At 61.5% G+C, this 16731-nt stretch carries 20 protein-coding genes; 9 read left to right on the forward strand and 11 right to left on the reverse strand.

All coding sequences use genetic code 11. From position 1 onward, the window contains the following. Positions 1–11: 11 nt before the first annotated feature. The 4 genes from WS78_RS08070 to WS78_RS08085 all read left to right on the forward strand — a co-directional run bounded on the left by WS78_RS08070 (position 12) and on the right by WS78_RS08085 (position 2173). Positions 12–206, forward strand: coding sequence for a hypothetical protein (locus tag WS78_RS08070; RefSeq protein ID WP_059584744.1), 195 nt, complete (start codon positions 12–14; stop codon positions 204–206). Next, a complete protein-coding gene (locus WS78_RS08075; RefSeq protein ID WP_059584747.1) occupies positions 199–696 on the forward strand; it encodes a lysozyme in 498 nt (165 codons plus the stop codon). The genes WS78_RS08070 and WS78_RS08075 overlap by 8 nt, the downstream gene beginning before the upstream one ends. Continuing rightward, positions 696–1241: a lysis system i-spanin subunit Rz gene (locus WS78_RS08080; RefSeq protein WP_059608752.1), complete on the forward strand. Its 546-nt coding sequence runs from the start codon at positions 696–698 to the stop codon at positions 1239–1241. The genes WS78_RS08075 and WS78_RS08080 overlap by 1 nt, the downstream gene beginning before the upstream one ends. A gap of 143 nt (positions 1242–1384) precedes the next feature. Next, positions 1385–2173, forward strand: coding sequence for a DNA adenine methylase (locus tag WS78_RS08085; protein ID WP_059643804.1), 789 nt, complete (start codon positions 1385–1387; stop codon positions 2171–2173). Between the two features lie 35 nt (positions 2174–2208). On the opposite strand, the gene WS78_RS35685 is transcribed toward WS78_RS08085, so the two are convergent. Genes WS78_RS35685 through WS78_RS08120 form a run of 7 tightly spaced genes read right to left on the reverse strand, consistent with a single transcriptional unit; the run spans position 2209 to position 5593 of the window. After that, positions 2209–2910: an immunity 52 family protein gene (locus tag WS78_RS35685; RefSeq protein ID WP_059580656.1), complete on the reverse strand. Its 702-nt coding sequence runs from the start codon at positions 2908–2910 to the stop codon at positions 2209–2211. A gap of 2 nt (positions 2911–2912) precedes the next feature. After that, positions 2913–3506: a restriction endonuclease fold toxin 5 domain-containing protein gene (locus WS78_RS08095; protein ID WP_226377235.1), complete on the reverse strand. Its 594-nt coding sequence runs from the start codon at positions 3504–3506 to the stop codon at positions 2913–2915. Further along, positions 3391–3864: a hypothetical protein gene (locus WS78_RS08100; protein WP_059580659.1), complete on the reverse strand. Its 474-nt coding sequence runs from the start codon at positions 3862–3864 to the stop codon at positions 3391–3393. Before WS78_RS08100 ends, WS78_RS08095 begins: the two co-directional genes overlap by 116 nt. Beyond that, a complete protein-coding gene (locus tag WS78_RS08105) occupies positions 3857–4360 on the reverse strand; it encodes a DUF4123 domain-containing protein (RefSeq protein WP_059580663.1) in 504 nt (167 codons plus the stop codon). The genes WS78_RS08100 and WS78_RS08105 overlap by 8 nt, the downstream gene beginning before the upstream one ends. Positions 4361–4362: 2 nt before the next feature. Next, a complete protein-coding gene (locus WS78_RS08110; RefSeq protein WP_059580669.1) occupies positions 4363–4788 on the reverse strand; it encodes a PAAR domain-containing protein in 426 nt (141 codons plus the stop codon). A gap of 59 nt (positions 4789–4847) precedes the next feature. Further along, positions 4848–5129 carry a hypothetical protein gene (locus tag WS78_RS08115; protein WP_076823392.1) on the reverse strand — a complete coding sequence of 94 codons (282 nt, stop codon included), beginning with the start codon at positions 5127–5129 and terminating at the stop codon, positions 4848–4850. Beyond that, the gene (locus tag WS78_RS08120) at positions 5126–5593 is read right to left on the reverse strand and encodes a hypothetical protein (protein ID WP_059580888.1); all 468 of its coding nucleotides are present in this window, start codon (positions 5591–5593) and stop codon (positions 5126–5128) included. The genes WS78_RS08115 and WS78_RS08120 overlap by 4 nt, the downstream gene beginning before the upstream one ends. Positions 5594–5672: 79 nt before the next feature. Here WS78_RS08120 and WS78_RS08125 point away from each other — a divergent pair, with 79 nt between their 5' ends. The 4 genes from WS78_RS08125 (at position 5673) to WS78_RS08135 (ending at position 11935) form a co-directional block, all read left to right on the forward strand. After that, positions 5673–6344, forward strand: coding sequence for an SOS response-associated peptidase family protein (locus WS78_RS08125; RefSeq protein ID WP_059580673.1), 672 nt, complete (start codon positions 5673–5675; stop codon positions 6342–6344). 371 nt (positions 6345–6715) lie between these two features. Then, positions 6716–7288, forward strand: coding sequence for a DUF6680 family protein (locus WS78_RS35690; protein WP_156437499.1), 573 nt, complete (start codon positions 6716–6718; stop codon positions 7286–7288). Between the two features lie 230 nt (positions 7289–7518). Continuing rightward, complete coding sequence (locus tag WS78_RS35695; protein ID WP_156437500.1) at positions 7519–8874, forward strand: hypothetical protein; 1356 nt, start codon at positions 7519–7521, stop codon at positions 8872–8874. Positions 8875–10003: 1129 nt separating this feature from the next. Then, a complete protein-coding gene (locus WS78_RS08135; RefSeq protein ID WP_059580676.1) occupies positions 10004–11935 on the forward strand; it encodes an AAA family ATPase in 1932 nt (643 codons plus the stop codon). Between the two features lie 452 nt (positions 11936–12387). On the opposite strand, the gene WS78_RS35700 is transcribed toward WS78_RS08135, so the two are convergent. After that, on the reverse strand, positions 12388–12579 hold the full coding sequence (locus WS78_RS35700; RefSeq protein WP_152611629.1) for a hypothetical protein: 192 nt from the start codon (positions 12577–12579) through the stop codon (positions 12388–12390). A 49-nt stretch (positions 12580–12628) separates the two neighbouring features. On the opposite strand from WS78_RS35700, the gene WS78_RS08140 reads away from it, so the two are divergent. Further along, positions 12629–13279, forward strand: coding sequence for an MEKHLA domain-containing protein (locus tag WS78_RS08140; RefSeq protein ID WP_226377223.1), 651 nt, complete (start codon positions 12629–12631; stop codon positions 13277–13279). A gap of 279 nt (positions 13280–13558) precedes the next feature. On the opposite strand, the gene WS78_RS08145 is transcribed toward WS78_RS08140, so the two are convergent. The 3 genes from WS78_RS08145 to WS78_RS08155 all read right to left on the reverse strand — a co-directional run bounded on the left by WS78_RS08145 (position 13559) and on the right by WS78_RS08155 (position 16716). Next, positions 13559–14182 (reverse strand): phospholipase D family nuclease, encoded by a 624-nt coding sequence (locus WS78_RS08145; RefSeq protein ID WP_059580679.1) that lies wholly within the window; start codon positions 14180–14182, stop codon positions 13559–13561. 190 nt (positions 14183–14372) lie between these two features. Beyond that, on the reverse strand, positions 14373–15482 hold the full coding sequence (locus tag WS78_RS08150) for a class II histone deacetylase (RefSeq protein WP_059580680.1): 1110 nt from the start codon (positions 15480–15482) through the stop codon (positions 14373–14375). A gap of 46 nt (positions 15483–15528) precedes the next feature. Next, positions 15529–16716 (reverse strand): MFS transporter, encoded by a 1188-nt coding sequence (locus WS78_RS08155; RefSeq protein ID WP_059580686.1) that lies wholly within the window; start codon positions 16714–16716, stop codon positions 15529–15531. Between the last annotated feature and the right edge of the window lie 15 nt (positions 16717–16731).

Genomic DNA, 16731 nt, shown 5'->3' on the forward strand with positions numbered 1-16731 from the left:
AGTCAATCACTGTGAAAAGCGAAATTGCGGCGAGCGCTGCGAAGAGCGCCCCGCCGGTTGCGTCGTCGCTGTGGCTGTGGGCATCGGGGCACGACGCGAACTGGTGGGCGTCGCTGCTCGTGTCGATTCTGACGGGCGGCTACATCTGCCTTCAGTGCTACTACATGATCAAGAACAAGGGGCGTCGAGGTGGCAAGCATGGTTAAGGTGCCGAAGAAGACGCTTGCCGGCGTCGTCGGCGCGATCTCGGCGGGTGTGCTGACGGTGGTCGTGCCGAAGTTCGAGGGCGTCAAGCTGGTGGGCTATCTCGACCCGGTCGCTATTCCGACGAAGTGCATGGGCGACACGCGCGACGTCGTCGTCGGCAGGGTGTACAGCGAGGCCGAGTGCCGCGCGTCACTCGAAACGCAACTGATTGCGCACGCCGAACCCGTGCTGCGTTGCACGCCGGGGCTGAAGGATCGTCCGTATCAGCTCGCGGCGGCCGTGAGCTTTGCATACAACGTCGGCGCGAACGCCTACTGCGCCAGCACGACGGCGAAGCGCTTCAACGTGGGCGACCTGCGCGGCGCATGCCGCGCGATCAACGAGTCCGACGACGGTCGCCCGCAATGGGTGACGGCGCGGGGCCGGGAGTTGCCCGGCTTGGTGAAGCGGCGCGCGGAAGAGCGCGCGATCTGTGAGCGGGGGCTGTGATGCCGAAAGCAACCCCGTATCTGTTGGCCGCGCTGCTTGGCATGGCGGCTGGCGCTGGGATTGAACACCTGATCGGCGCACGCCGGCTTGCCGACGAGCAGGTCGCGCGAGCGCTCGATGCGCAACGGCACGCCGAGGCGTTGGACGCGATCTCGCACGCGGCGCTCGACGCCGAACAGCGTGCGATCGCCGCGCACGATGCGGCGGCGTCGGCGGTGGCCGCCGTCGACCAACGAACCACGAAGGAGAGGAACGAGCATGAAGCCGAGAATCGCAGCCTGCGGGCTGCTCTTGCCGCTGGCACTGAGCGGCTGCGCGTCGCCGTCCGAAACTGCACGGCAGCCGATCGCGACGGCATGTCCGGCGCTTCCAGCGCCGCCGGCATGGGCGATGGTGCCGCCGCCTTCGCAGACGTCGACGCAGCGGTTGCGGAACGCGTTTTCGGCGTCGCCGGAGACGATCAGCTCGAGATCGACAAACTGACGGCTCTACAGGGCTATGTGTGTGCGGTTCGGCCCGAAACGCCGAGCTGCGAGCGGAAGTAACGAGAAACAGGGCGACCGGCCTGCGTGCTGTAACACGCGTGCCGGTCGCCTTTCCACTGTCTGAGCCAGTGAATCGGCCAAGGCCCTGCTACCTACCGGTAGGCGGGCCGGATTCTACATCAAGTTTAAAAACGGCTTTCACAATGGCAAATCCGATTATTCCGTGGATCGGCGGCAAGCGCCGCCTTGCAGATCACATCATTCCGCGTTTTCCGAAGCACGATTGCTACGTCGAAGTGTTTGCGGGCGGGGCTGCGCTTTACTTCATGCGACCGCCGGCCAAGGTCGAGGTGATCAACGACATCAACGGCGAGCTGGTGAACCTGTATCGCGTCGTTCAGCACCACCTCGAAGAGTTCGTGCGTCAGTTCAAATGGGCGCTGACGAGCCGGCAGGTGTTCGAATGGCTCAAGCACACGGTCCCGGAAACGCTCACCGATATCCAGCGTGCGGCACGGTTCTACTACCTTCAGAAAAGTTGCTTTGGCGGGAAGCTCGAAGGGCAGACGTTCGGGACACGAACGGAGCATCCGCCTGGGTTGAATCTGCTGCGCATCGAGGAGGAGCTATCGGCGGCGCACATTCGCCTTGCGAATGCATACATCGAGCGGCTCGATTGGGCGACCTGCATCGATCGTTACGACCGGCCGCACACGCTGTTCTATCTCGATCCGCCGTACTTCGAGACGGAAGGGTACGGCGTTGCGTTTCCGTTCGTGGAATACGAGAAGATGGCCGAGCGGCTGCGATCGATCAAGGGGCGCGCGATCGTCAGCCTCAACGACCATCCGGAGATCCGGCGCGTGTTCGCCGGCTTCCACATCGAGAGCGTGCCGATTCAGTACACGATAGGCGGCGGGAAGGGCGTCGAGCGGCGCGAGCTGATCATTTTCAGTTGGGACGATTCAACCGAGCCGGCCGGGTTGTTTTGACGCGTGCAGCCGGCGCGGCAATCGCGCCGGCTGGCTCAGATATCGACGTAGGCGGGGAGCAGGTCTTGATCGACGAGCCGGATCTCGATGCGGTTCGCGATCGCGACGTGCTCGGGATTGTCGATCGAGAACGGGGCGTCCGTGACGCTGACGATGATCGTGCCGGTCTGTTTGCCTTTGGCGGGTACGGGAATCAGCGCTCGAGCCTCCGGAACCTGCTGTTGCGTAATGACCTTCGGCAAGTAGAGCATCCAGCCGACGCCGGGCTTGTCGTCGAACACCTGTTTCTCGAAGTAGCCATACGGCTGAACGGTCAGATATGACGGCGACGTGAGTTGAATCAGAGTCGAGGCGATCGCGAGCGCCGGATCCATCGCGAACAACTGATCGTTGACGAAGTCGGCCTCGATCTCTTTCGCATTGTCCTTCGGCGTAATCACGCAGCTCAGGGATGCGGATTCCTCTTCCTCGTCACCGCCATCCCACAGCGAGATGGATGCGTAGTCGTTACTGCCGCGCTCGGTGCGCACCACTGCGAGTGCCGCCGTCGTCGGCCTCCAGTGTTCGAATGCGCTGTAAAGCAATGCATCCTCTTTCGTCTCGCCGGTCAGATACCAGTGATCGAGCTTTGGAGCGTGTTCGTGGATCACCTCGGCGAGCTTCCCTAGATCGTCAAAGTACTCAGCGAGGTTGGACGCATCGCGCGACCTGTCGATGAAGCGTGAGAAGAATTTCATGTTTAACCTGTCACGACGTAGGCAATGCCGTTGCGGGTGAGACGCTCGCGGAAATACGATGCCGTCAGTGGTGTTTGAAAGTAATACCTGAGCTTCGTTGGAGGGTTGGCTCGTACGACATTGGCGCGAGCCTCGATCTGTAGATCGATTTTGCGGAAACCCGAAAACCACTTCATCGGCCGCCGTGTTTTGCGGCTGAAGAACTGATCGAAGTTGCCCTTCGCCTCTTGGAGCAGACATTCACTCGCTTGGAACCCATCATAGTCCAAGCCGAGCCAACTCCATTCTTCGCTCCATCCTTCTTCGACGCTATACGGGCGGCCGGTAACTCGCCCCTGATATTCTCGAGGCTCGCGGTTCATGCGGTAATGCCTCCGCACGGGGATGCCGGTCTGCTCTGGCGGACATTGCTTGCACTTCTCGCCGGTGCGCGGCAGTGCGCGTACATCCGGCGTCGCCTTGCTGTCTTCCTTCGGCGTGTCACCCGACAGGCTCGCCGTTCCCGCCACCGTCGCCCCGCCCAACAAGGCGACGCCAGCGCGCGCCAAGATCGGTCCAAGCTCCACCGCCGCCGCTTCTATCACCGGAAACACCAATCCCGCCATGTTCCAGCCCTCCGTCCGGATGTTCGATGCGCCATTTGATGACGCGTAGATAATCATGAAAACGCGCGTCGGCCGAGCGGCCGGGGCGCGTGAGCCAAGCCTTCGTCGCGGGCTTCTCGTAGAAGCTCGGCGCGTACGCCTCGAGCCTCAAGAACGCGACGATGTTCTCGTCCTGCTCGATGCCGAATGCGCGCGCGGCGCGATATGCGGCCCATAACCGGGACGACAAGCCGCCGTCATCGGCAAACGCAGGATTCTCCTTCACGAGATCCTGCCGAACGCGTTCGACGAAGCCGCGCTCGTCGATCTCCGCCAGTCCAGCGACCTGTTCCGTGGTCAGTTCAAGCATGCGGATGCACTCCGGTCAGCTGCCCGTCAATCTCGACGAGCCAGTCGTACGTCGCGACGAAGAAATGCGTGCGCTGCGCGTTGCTCATCACGCGCGCGATGTCGGGCAGGATGCGCGCGTCATAGAAGCGGAACAGCGCCGTGCGGCCGTCCGGGAGCCGCACGTCGAGGCGCTCGCGCAATTCGGCGGCCAGCCGCTGGAACGGATACGCGCTGACGAGCCACGACATGCCGACCGGCCCGGCCGCCAGCTCGGCGAGCACGCGCCGGATCGGCCCCGGCGCGAGCGCGTAATCGATCAGCCAAGGGCCGTGATCGGCGAGCGACGCGTCGGGCGTGCCGTCGAAAAGCGCGATCGAGTAGTTCGCGCGGCGCAGCGGCGGGGCGTCCGAGGCTTCGGCGAAGAGCAGCGCGTCGATCACCGCGAAGAGTCGCACGGGCAGCGTGATTTGCTGGCGGCGCATCTCGAAATGCGCTTCGATGGCCGGCGGCGTCATGGTCATCCGCGCGCGACCATCGTCGCGGCGTTCTTGGCCGCCGCCTTCAGGCATTCGAGGCAAAGGGTGGGGGATGGGGCGACAGCAGCAACCGCTGCGACGGCCGATCCGCCGGGCGAGCCGCCGTCCCCGCGTTTGCCCGAGCCGACGTCGTCGATCGTCCCGGTTCCCTGCGACGCGATCAGCTCCGCGCCGCACGCCGTGCGCATGCCCTCGACGGCAGTGTCGCGATCGGCGATCGTGTGCGGGTAGCGGCGGCCGAGCAGATCGGGGAGGATCGGGAAGATGCCCTTGCAGCGCGGGCAAAGTACCTTGTGGCCGACGCCGGCGACGCCGCGCTCGTCGAGCGTGAAGGTCGGCGAGCCTTCGATTACCTTGCCGCCGTGCGTCGTCGTGTCGCCGACGCGGATGATCGCGCGCTTTGCCACTTGGCCCTCTCGTGTCAATTTGCGTGCAAATTTACCATCGAGTGCGGAAGACGCGGTTGTTACGGTTGTGCGGCCACGACACCTGTCAGTTCTGTCAGTTGTGCGACATCTTGCGTCGGCGTGCCCCTCGCATCTTCCGACGTCAACGCGGCGTGGTGTCTAGCGGCTGCAAGCGGATCGCTGTATTCGTCGTAAATCGAATGTGCATCCCAGAGGAGCGTAACCCAACGATCTCGAACTCGATAGACGCCGATCGACCATCCGGTCGGGTGCGTATAGCCGTATGAGCTGACGGCAGTCCAGCCGAACTCGCGAAGTTCATCGTCGTAGGTCATCGTCATCGCATCATCCCCGCGCGCTGCATCTCCTTTCGAAGGAGATGGCGCAGTCGCTGAAAGTGCCCTTGCGGGCCTCCGAACGGCCCCTTGTCGACCACCTCTTGGTCGACCCTGTCGAACCAAGTCTTGATTTCGCTGAGCGACTTTCGGAGCATCACGATCTCAAGAATCAGACAACGGACATCCGGATCGGTGTGCGTGCGCCACATAGCGCGCAGTTCCTCGGTATTCGGCGCGTCGAATTCAGGCATCGCGGCTTTGTACCTGAAATGCGCATCCCGAAGCGGCACGCGGTTGCGGTCGATCTTCGTGTGTTCTAGCGGCGCAGTGTGCATAAGGCGCCAGGCACGGGGATTTTCGTCAATCCAATCTTCGAATTCTTCGTGCGTCAACTCGATCGGGGTGCGTAACAGTTCCCGGCTTCCCGAGAATCCGTATTCCCAGATGTACGCCCAGCGAGGTTTCATCATACGATAAATACTGTATGGGCATCCAGTATATCGCGGAGTAACATGCATTGGTCAAGCATCGAAAACGGGGCCGGAAATGTGTACGAACTACCGTGCGCCGAGTGAGCCCGAAGGCATCTCCGAGCTGAAGCTTCCCGTGCTGCGTGACCTTTGGAGGCGGACGCCGTGGGATCCTGAGGTCTATCCGGACTATCTCGCGCCGATCGTGGTGATGGTCGACGGGCGCGTCGAGGCGCTGCTCGCCGGATTCGGCTATTGGCCGCGCGCCTTGCAGAAAGCGAACATAGAGAAGGCGAAGGCCGAGGGCAAAGCGCCGCCGATCATGCTTAGCACAATGAACGTGCGCGACGACAACCTCGGGCGTTCGCCTCTATACGGGCCGGCGTGGCGCGCGGGTCGACGCTGTCTGATTCCGGCGCAATGGATCTACGAACCGTGCTACGAGACCGGTCGAAACGTTTGGCATCGAATCGGGCTGTCTGATTGGCGGCCATACTGCGTCGCGGGGATATGGCGCACGTTGAAGGGCGCGGACGGGAACGAACTGCACACGATGGCGATGATCACCGTCAACGCCGAGGGCGATCTCATCATGTCGCGCATGCATAAGCCGGGCGACGAAAAGCGATCGGTCGTCATACTCCGGCCGGACGATTGGGAAGAATGGCTCTCAGCCAGAAATATTGACGCCGCGCGCGCTATGTTGCAGCTTTACCCGGCCGACGAAATCGTTGCGGCCCCAAAGTAGCTTGGTTAGATACAACAGATCTGTTGATCGCGGGCTTTTTTGGCTACAGCAGGGGCGGGTGGCTTGCTGGACAAGACATTTGCTTGTCATACAATCTGAATTGCGGGGCGGATTACCGGATCCCATATTATCGGCGCTGTCTCATTGCGGCCACAAGCAGTCATCGGTTCGGAGCGTAGGTCCGAGATTCATGAGACTGCTTCACTTCGCTAACAGACGGTCGCCACCGACGAGTTCTCAGCCTCAACGTGCTAGCGCGCATGCTATGAACCCTCTCCCCTCGTTCCGTGTCATGGCCAGTCGTGCATCCCTTCCAGGCCCGATAAATCGGTACAATTTTCGGCAATATCAACGACCTGACGGAAGGCGTTATGAACATCGATACATGGGCTGTGGTCCTCGCGACTTTCTTCGGACCTACTACCGCGCTGCTCATCACCTTTGTACGGGATTCACGCGCGCAAAAGTACAACCGTCGCCTCCACGTATTTCGCACACTCATGGCCACTCGGAGAATCGCAATCTCGCCGGATCATGTAAATGCTCTCAATCTCATCGAGGTTGATTACTATAAATGTAAAAAAGTCGAGACGGCATGGAAGTCGTATCTGGATCACTTGAATGACGCCGGGAGGCCAGAGGATGCTGCGTGGCGAGAAACAAAGGAAAGGAGACTTGCGGAGCTTCTTTTTCAAATGGGTGTTGTACTCGGTTTCAAGATAACTGCGCTCGATATGTTCAGGGGCGGCTATGCCCCCAAAGGTTGGGCGCACAAAGAGTTTCGTTCCAATGAGGTTCTTGAATATTTCCACGAGATGGCGGAGGGCACAAAGGTATTTCCTATTTGGCTGAAGGGGATAACGCCCCAAGATCAACAGCAACCCCAACCGCAGCAACCAATTCCACCTGTTCAGAATAACATCGCCGCGCCGGGTGGGCGCTAATCAATTTACCCACATCGCGAAGTTAATCTTGCCAACACGGTAGAAGGGTGGCCGTACGGCGAAATAGATTTCGATTGTGAGCGTGATGTCGAGCTCGCTTTTCTGGTACGAAAGCGGATCAATGACTGCACCAATAGAAGAATTTGCGGCCACGGGACATTGCCAACAACCGCCACATCATCGCAGCCAGCAATTTCGAGTGACTCTGTTGTCACGTTGAAAGGAAAATCTTGAATACCTCAAAAACGTATTCGCGAGAAATTGGACTGTTACGCACCCTCGCGATTCACCTTGAGAGGCGATCTCTGCCATTCGAGCGGTTCACACAGGCGGCGCTACGACGAGAAGGTATTGGGCATGTGCGTGAGACTGCAACCGGTGTCATTGCCATTCGCATACCTGGGCATCACGCGCTAACCGGCCTCGCCGACTGCGTTTTTGACCAAATTCCCGGTATGAAGCGGGGGGCAATATATGCGGATGTCGAGGCGGAGCTGTTTAGCTTCATCGAGAGCTACGTCGGTCGTGACCCATCGAGCATTGGAGCGATCGACGCCGAGGCGCTGTTCGCGCATTTGACAAACTGGTTCGCTGTGAGAGCGATACCGCGACGCGTGTTTGTGCCTTGTCTAATCACTCGTACGCCTGCACCACGCTTCGAAATCGGCCCAGTTACGTTCGAATTCTCCGGCCGCGTCGCAACGAGCGACTTTTATCCGGAGAGTCGCGGAGATGAAGAGGTATTTGATCGACATGTGTTTGACGAAATCGTGAAATGGATGCGTGACGAAGATGCTTATTGGCTGGCGCGCGTTCATGTCGACGGTTGTGAGCGAAAGCGTGCTGAAGAAATTGCGGAGCTTGCGGTCGATCTTGTGATCGTTGGCTTGCAACTCGCGCAACCTTATCTCGACACGCGCACTATGGCGCGACTCGATGCGAGACGCGGGACTTCGCAAAAACGGACTCTGTCGGAAGCGGACGGCAGCTTTAGTGGTGGCTGGGCGCGCAAAGACCCGGGAATGTCAATTGGCCATGGAACTCTACCAGAGATCATAAGGCTGGCGGCGCCCATTTTTATAGCAGTAGGGAACGTAGTATGCTCGTTTGCTGCGGGCTCCTTTCGTCTGCCAGTGCTTGAGCAGGCTTGGTGCGATGCCGCATATTGGTTTCATCAAGGATTGGCAGAGTCGATTGACACCATCGCGATAACAAAACTCGAGACGGCGTTGGAGGTCTTGGTGCGTGCAGAAAGTAGTAAGGGCAGCGAGCGGCGTATGTCTCAGATATTAAGTGCGTTTTTTGGTTTGGAGCCGGATGATCCGATTGCACCCGGGTCCACGCTAACCGCAAGGCAATTTGCGCGGAATGTGGTTCGTGATCGTTCTCGCATTCTGCATGGGACCTGGTCTACCTTGAACGTGCGCGGCATAGACCGAGCAGGCATGGAAGGTTTCGTAGGTACAGTACTCCGCACGGCCGTCATCGAGCTTGAGGCTTACGTGCATCTCGCACAGCAATCTGATGATATCGACTACTTTCTCGACTGGGTGGGACACCGGAGAGCGACATCCTTGCGATTGTAAGCTGGTAAGGCCGAGATCGAAGGAGGCGATAGAGAAGTGGTGTGCGACCCGGAGAGAGTCCATGTCTGCGGTGCCTTGGAAGCAGTCGCAGGGGTTTCGATGTCCCAAACGGCGGTTCAGGGTCGACGCGGGTCGTGCGTCACAGGGCGGCGGCCGGCCGCGATCGGCCATGAAGCGACGTTCGCCTACACATCGGTCGGACAGATGAGCGTCTGCCCCAGTCCGAAAGCGGACGGCCGCTCAGTCAGTACCGGTCACTTTATCGACGCCAGACCCCGATAAGGGTAAATGCTACTCATAAAACGATTATTTCTTCCTATCATAAATCTTGGTCAAGAATAACTTGGCCAAGATTTATGATTTTAATTAAAAGTATTAATTCCTGTCATTTGTACGGTGAAGCCACTTCTCAACGGAGAAAAACATGGCAACTATTGGGGATACATTCAAGCCTGGGGACGTCGTACCAGTATCAGGCATCTACAAATGTACAAGGTGCAACACACCTAACTCGACAGACGTGAAGGGGCATAAATTTCCGCCATCCCACTGCTCGGGCGCACTATGGAAGCTTTCGAAGATTACAAATCCGTAGGATGGTGATTAAACATACTCTCGCGCGGAGAGGAAATCAAAAATTCGATCTAATTTCATGAGGGATCGTATCAGTGTCCGAATAGAAAGATTGAGCGCCGGCCGCTTTGAAACCGTCTCATCATGACAAGGCGGTGGAGCTCCATCCAGCGGGGTTTTCCTAGAACATCAATAGCGGTAACGTCGGCAGCCCTCGCGCGCCTCTTCGGCCGATGCCTAAGCTTAGAGTCCGTGTAAGGGATGGCTGTTCAACATCGTAACCCGCCGCTTACGCAGTGCGGCCCCCGAGGACCGGAACGGGTCGGTTTCCGGCGATCACCACCGGTAGTTGCCGGCCAACTGCTGCCGATGGTCAATGCAACGAAACGGTCACTCCAATGGCCGCTCCTAGGTTGCCGCCGTACAATTCTCCGCGCCTTCGTCGCCTTACCGGCCGTCACTGACGGTCGAAACGCATGCTGATAACATTCGCTTTCGGCCATAATGAAAGGTCGAACTTGCGGTGTGAAGTAGTTTGCTATTCCGGGGGAAGCAAATGAGCAGGCAGATTAAGAGTGTAAGCATCAAGCGCTTCAAACAACTTGAGGAATTCGACTTGGACCTCAAAGACACGACGGTCCTGATCGGTGCTAATAACTCTGGCAAAAGTAGTGCACTTCAAGCGCTGCACTTCGCAGTCTCAGTTGCGCAGACAGCCAAACTTGTGGGAGAGGGCGTCAACTGGGCGACCGACAAATTCCAAGTCTCCTTTAACCCGACTCAGCTCCTGTACTCCCCCATTGCTGACGTACTCTCGCTTGCACATGGCGGTCAACTTCAAGAAAGAGCGGAATCTCAGATCGAGATTGGAATTGAGTGCTCTGACGGGACGAATTGCGTGGTCACGGTGCGGCGTGGGCGCAACCGCAATATTGCCATTGTTCTTCAAGGGAAGAGCCTCGGCGAAACGTTGATGGATCTCGCGAAGCCATTCACCATCTACGCACCAGGGCTCGCGGGTATCGCGAAAGAGGAGCGGTATCAGTCTCCAGGGGTTGTGCGTCGAATCGTCGCGCGTGGAGATGCCAACCTCGTGCTGCGCAATGTCCTCCTGATGCTCTGGGAGGCGGAGGCGACAGAGGTCCAGTTGATGGCTGAGAAGCACAGGCAGGGGAGTATCACTGCCGAGGAATACCAGAGCTGGAAAGGCCCGTGGCAACGCTTTCAGGTGGGCATGAAAATGCTCTTCGACGGGATTGAGTTCGAGATTAAGTTTGACCGAGAACGCGACGAACACATTGAGGTTTTCTTCACTCGCCCCGGAAAGCCGAAACTACCCATTGACGCCGCCGGCACATCCATCCTTCAATCTAGCCAAATACTCGCCTACATCACACTCTTCCGCCCGAGTGTGCTGATTTTGGACGAACCAGACTCGCATCTGCACGCCAATAACCAACGAGCTCTATGCAATTTGATCCTCGAGCTTGCGACAGAGCACAAGTTCCGAGCGCTGATCAGCACGCACTCGCGGCATGTGCTTGACGCGATGCGGGAGCAGGCCACGGTGCTCTGGGTGGACAAGGGCGACAAGGTCAAGTTCGACAGCATTTCGACGGCCTCAAAGCTAATGGAGCTCGGTGCACTGGACTCAGTGGACTACTTCACGGGCGGCTCTATCAAGTGCCTCTTCGCCACTGAAGACAGTTCACTGGATTCGCTCAAAGCCTTGCGATCACTTTTGAGCGTAAATGGCTTCAAAATGCCGGAGACGGATATTCGCGCGTACTCCGGTTGCACGAAAATTGACTCCGCAAAGGTGCTCTGTGGGTTCCTCGCAGATAAAGCATCGCAGATCCGCTTTGTTCTCCATCGGGACCGCGACTATATGGCTGACGGAGCGGCGCAGAAGTTTGTAGATGACATCAAGGCAATTGGCGCATTTCCTCTCCTCACCGAGCATTCTGACGCGGAGGGTTACTTCGTCAATGCCGACCACCTCGCTCACTTGAACCTTGGTCTCTCGGTTGCGCGCGCTCAAGAGTTGATCGATCAGGCAACCGAGGCAACGAAGGACAAGAGCCTCAAGACGATGACCAACATTAGGGTTGAGATCGCTCAGCGGGAACGCAAGGGGGGCAAGGCGCCCGACATCTTCGAGGTCACTGATACAGCGCGGAAGGAGTACGAAGCTAACCCTGCAAAGTGGCGGCGTGGTAAAGCGGTGACAAACATGCTTAAGCAACTCATTCACGAAGAACTTGGAAAGACCGCTGTGATTATTGAGCCATCGCCGTACCTCGTTATCCCAGAGCTACAAGCCATCAGTCAGGCGATATGGCCCGCGCCGGCTCCTGCGCCATTAGCGGCTCCAATCGCAGCTAAGCAAGCAACGGCGGACCAGACCGAGACGAAGGAAGCCGTTCCAGTTTCCGTGCATGGTGTTTCGCCTGACATAGGAACGGCGGCCGTGGATACGCCCAACTAGTCGGCGCCCGCACTCGATCAGCCTCCAGCTGGCTGGACCAAACGGTTGTGAATGAACTCATGGCTACGAGCGGCCGCTTAACACCAGATATCCGTCGCCTGGGGCGTGGAGAGTTGGATGGCGGGAACGGGTCGGTAGCGGTCGATCCCTAAAGGGCGAGCGTAGGTATTGCCGCAGCTTTGTATGCAGTGTCTTGTCGGCTAAGACTCAGGTACTGCTGCATCACGGGGGGGCTGTTCAGTTCGATTCCTTCGGCCGTCACGCACGACGTGCGGGAGATGATTTGGGATGGTGGGTACATTTTTTTTGCGACTACGCAATTTCTACGCATAACGTTGTCAGATGACGTTCTAGCGGGTATCCGGGAGTCTGGCCTCACGCACCATCCACGCTTTCCGAGCTTCCGTCGAGCCGGTCGAGATCGGTTCCATCGCGCCCGAGTCGCGCGTTTTTCACCGGAAGCGCTTCCGCGAAATTTCTCCAGCCGCCGCTTGTCGACGGCGGTCGTTGTGATCGAGCGCGAATTCTCTCGTTGGCTTCACGCGTTGCGCGCGGGTTTGCGCGGGCATTCGCCCACTCGTCTGTTCATCCGTTCCTCCGCTCGTCTTCCGCGAGGCGACCGAGCGCGTCTTCATCTTCAGCATGCAGGGCTCCAGCCGCGCTTGATGGGCTCACGGTTCGGCGCGTCGAGTCGTGCTGCGCTCGAACACTGCATCCTGGCGAGCGGCCGCCCTCGACTCGGAGATCGGGCGACTTGCCGGCCGCGTCGACGCGGGCTTCGAACCAGGCGCACAATCTGCAGTCGATTCGTTGCGACGCGCGCGCAGCGGCGTCTTCGGCCGTTATCGCGCGACTTCCTCAATCCCTTGCCAGAACGACGCCATGCCCCCTTCACTTGCGCTGGACCCGGACTTCCTCGAACTCCTCGCCGGCAGCCATCTGCGGCTGACCGGCACGCCGCTCGTCGCTCCCGAGTTGCCCCGCGCGGACGCCCCGCGCTGGCTCTACGAGGACGCGCCGTTTTGCGTGCTCGCCCACGACACCGCCGCCGACCCGCGCTATGTCTACGCGAACAGGACCGTGCAGCGCTGCTTCGAATACAGCTGGGACGAGATGACCGCGTTGCATTCGCGGTACTCGGCCGAGGAGCCGAATCGCGACGAGCGCGCGCGGCTGCTCGAAGCGGTGCGAACGCGCGGATTCGCAACCGGCTATCGCGGGCTGCGCATTGCGAAGTCGGGGCGGCGCTTCTGGATCGAAGACGTCACCGTCTGGAACCTGATCGATCGCGACGGCACCTATCGGGGGCAGGCGGCGACCTATCGCCGGTGGACGGATGCGTGAACCGTGGCGAGCGGCCGCCGAGCGTCGCGCGCGGAGCGCGACGGCGAAGCGCCGTGGGCGGCGGCAAGCGGCGGGGCGGCAAGCGGCGGTAGGCAGTAGTAAGCGGATCGCGCACCGCGAACGCGTCGCCGGGCGATGGCGGCGCGCGCGGTTTCGCGCCGCGCTCGCCGCACTCGACATGTACGCCGGCTCGTCGGCGCGCTGCGCGGACGGCTCGCGCGAGCGAACCGGCGAGCGAGCGCGCCCTGACGCCGGCCCGCCGCCGCCCAGGGCCCGTGCTCAATAAGCCGACCGATAGTTGGCCCCTTGATCGAACCGGTTCTGCCAGTGCTTCAGGTACTGCGCGGCGAGCGCCGGATTGTTCCAGACGACGAGCACGTTCTCCGAATTGCGCGCGGCCGCCGCGGCGCTGTAGTTGAACGAGCCCGTCTCGACATGGCGGCCGTCGACGACGATGTACTTGTCGTGGTGGATCGCATAGCGGTCGATCGTGCGCGTCGGCACCTTCGCGTTGACGAGCAGGTTGAGCGCCTGCTTCGACGCCTTCGAGCGATTGCCGTCGTTGTCGACGACGATCGCGACGTCGACGCCGCGGCGATGCGCGTCGAGGAGGGCGCGCACGACCTTCGGCGACGTGAACGAATAGCCCGCCAGACGGATCGACGCGCGTGCCGCGCCGATCACCTTCAGCACGAGCGTCTCGGCGCCGCCGTCAGGCGAGAACGCCGCTTCGACGACTTGTCCCGCGGGCGCTTCCCTCGATGGCGACGGCAGCGCGTCGGCGATCAGCTCGAAGAGGCGGGCGATCAGCGAATCGGAAGCCGTCTTGCTGACGGCGGGCGGCGCGGCGGACAGGAAAACGGCGGCGAGACACGCGGCGGCGAGCCGCTTGGGCAACTGCATGCGATTCTTGGGCGTTCGAAACTGAAGAGGACGAAAGTGTAACGGCATCGGCGCGATTTTCGCCGATTCTTTTCGCCGCTTTTTCCGTCGCCTCGCCGGGACGTTTCTGTCGACGCCCGCCGACGAACGGCGCCGCGCGGCGCCGTTTCATGTCGTTTCGTTTCGCTTTGGATCGCCCGAGCCGCCGCGGTCAATAACCGAAGCTCGTCGCCATCTCGTCGATCAATTGCTGCTGGAACGCGCCGAAGCGCTCGCCCGGCTGCTGCGCGATCGCGAGCTCGAGCATCGGGTCGGCGACGTCGGTGCGAACGCCCGACAGCGCCTCGACGATCGCGTGCCCGCAAAACGGTACGTAGGCCTCCGAATAACCGCCCTCGTGGACCACGACGAGCCGCCCGCCGCAATGCCGCTGCGCGGCCTGCATCAGCGCGTGCGTCATGAACCGGTAGCTTTCGCTGTGCAACTGCATGCGCGCGAGCGGATCGACCGCGTTCGCGTCGAGCCCGCTCGCGACGACGACGAGCTCTGGCTTGAACGCGTCGAGCGCGGGCAGCACGATGCGCTCGAACGCGTAGCGATACGCGTCGTCGCCCGCGCCCGCGAGAAGCGGAACGTTGAGGTTCGCGCCTGCGCCCGCGCCCGCGCCGCGCTCGTCGGCGCCGCTGTAGCCGGGCGGAAAGCAGCGGTCCTGATGCAGCGAGATCGTCAGCGTGTTCGGATCTTCGTAGTAGATCGCCTGCGTGCCGTTGCCGTGATGCACGTCCCAGTCGATCACGGCGACGCGCTCGATCCGATGCTTCGCGCGTGCGGCCTCGAGCGCGATCGGAATGTTCGCGAGCAGGCAAAAGCCCATCGGTTTGTCGCGCAGGCAATGGTGGCCGGGCGGGCGCGACAGCGAGAACGCGTTCGCCGCGCGCTCGGCGAGCACCGCGTCGACGGCGGCGAGCGCGAGCCCCGCCGACAGCGCCGCGATCTCGTAGCTCCCCTTGCCGAACGGCGCGAGCTCGCCGAGATCGCCGCCGCCCGCGTCGCTCGCGCGCTTGAACGCTTCGAGGTAGTGCGCAGGATGGATGCGCCGCAGATCGGCGCCGGTCGCGGCGGGCGCACTCAGCATGTCGAGATGCGCGGCGAGCCCCGACGCGTGCACGAGCGACAGCAGGCGCCGTTTCGAATCGGGCGATTCCGCGTAGCCCGCGCTCGACGGCGGCTGCACCCATCCGCCGACCGGAAAGAACAGCGCATGCGCGCCGCCCGTGTGCCAGAAAGTGCGTTCGTCGGTGAAGAAAGCGGTTTTTTTCATTGCGATGAGCTGAAACGATGAAGGAGGAGGGGAGCGACATGCGGCGTCAATGCGCGTCGCGTTCGACGCGCAGCAGCGCCGCGAGCGATGCGATCGACACGATCGCCGCGACCGAGAACAGCGCGCGCAGCGTGCCGCCGCCGTCGAGCAGCAGCCCGGCGACGAGCGGCCCGGCAGCGAGCCCCGAGCCGATCACGAGATTGAGCGTCGCGATCAGGCGGCCCGTCGCGTCGATGGCCGCCACGCTCGCGAGAATGAACGGCAGGACGAACGTCCACGCGAACTTGAAGCCGAAGATCGCGATCGTGTAGCCGGTTGCGTTCGGCATCGCCGCGAGCATGACGAGCGACGCGGCGAGGATTCCATACCCCGCGAACAGCATCGCGCGCCGCGCGGCGCGGCCGCCGAGATACGACGCGAGCGCGGCGCCCGCGATTCCCATCAGGCTTGCGATCGCGAGCACGTTGCCGCTTGCCTGCGCGCCGAAGCCGACCGCGGACGCCGCCTTGTTCGCGAACGTCCACACGCCGCCTATCGCGAGATAGAACGTCAGCACGCCGGCGATCGCAAGCGCGGCCGGTGCGCGCGCCATCGGCCGATGCGCGCCGCGCTCGCTCGCGGGCCGCGCGCGCGGCGCGGCCGGAAAGCGGCTCGCGAGCGGCGCCGCGCACACGGCGAGCGCGGCGAGCACGACGTACAGCGCGCGCAAGCCGACCGCGTCGAACAGATGCGGCAGCAGAAAGAGGCCCGCCGCGCCCGCGATCAATTGGCCGACGACCCACAGCCCGTAGACGCGATCGCTGTTGCCGCTCGCCGCGGCGCTCGTCATGCAGAGCACCATCAGCGTGCCGCCGCCGAGCGCCGTCGCCGCGCGCAGCGCGAGCAACGGCACGAAGCCCGGCATCAGCATGGCGGTCGCGAGATTGCCGGCGCAGAACACGGCGGCCGCGCACCACGCGACGCGCCTCGCGTCGACGCGGCCGAGCCACAGATACGACGGCAGCGTCGCGAGGCTGAACGCGCCGAGCTCGACGAAGAAATACGTGCCGATCTGCGACGCCGACAGCCCGAGCTGCGCGCCGAGCTGGCCGGCGACAGCCGGCGCGACCAGCAGCAGGAGCGGCGTAATCGCTGCGAACGCGACGAGCGCGGCGAGCGTGCCGCTCGTGAAATCGGGCGCATCGGCGGGCGGCGTCGCCCCCGGCGGCGCCGCATCTTGCAGCAGAGTTCTCATGGTCGTGCTCTCCAA

The sequence above is a fragment of the Burkholderia savannae genome (assembly GCF_001524445.2).
GTDB lineage: Bacteria > Pseudomonadota > Gammaproteobacteria > Burkholderiales > Burkholderiaceae > Burkholderia > Burkholderia savannae.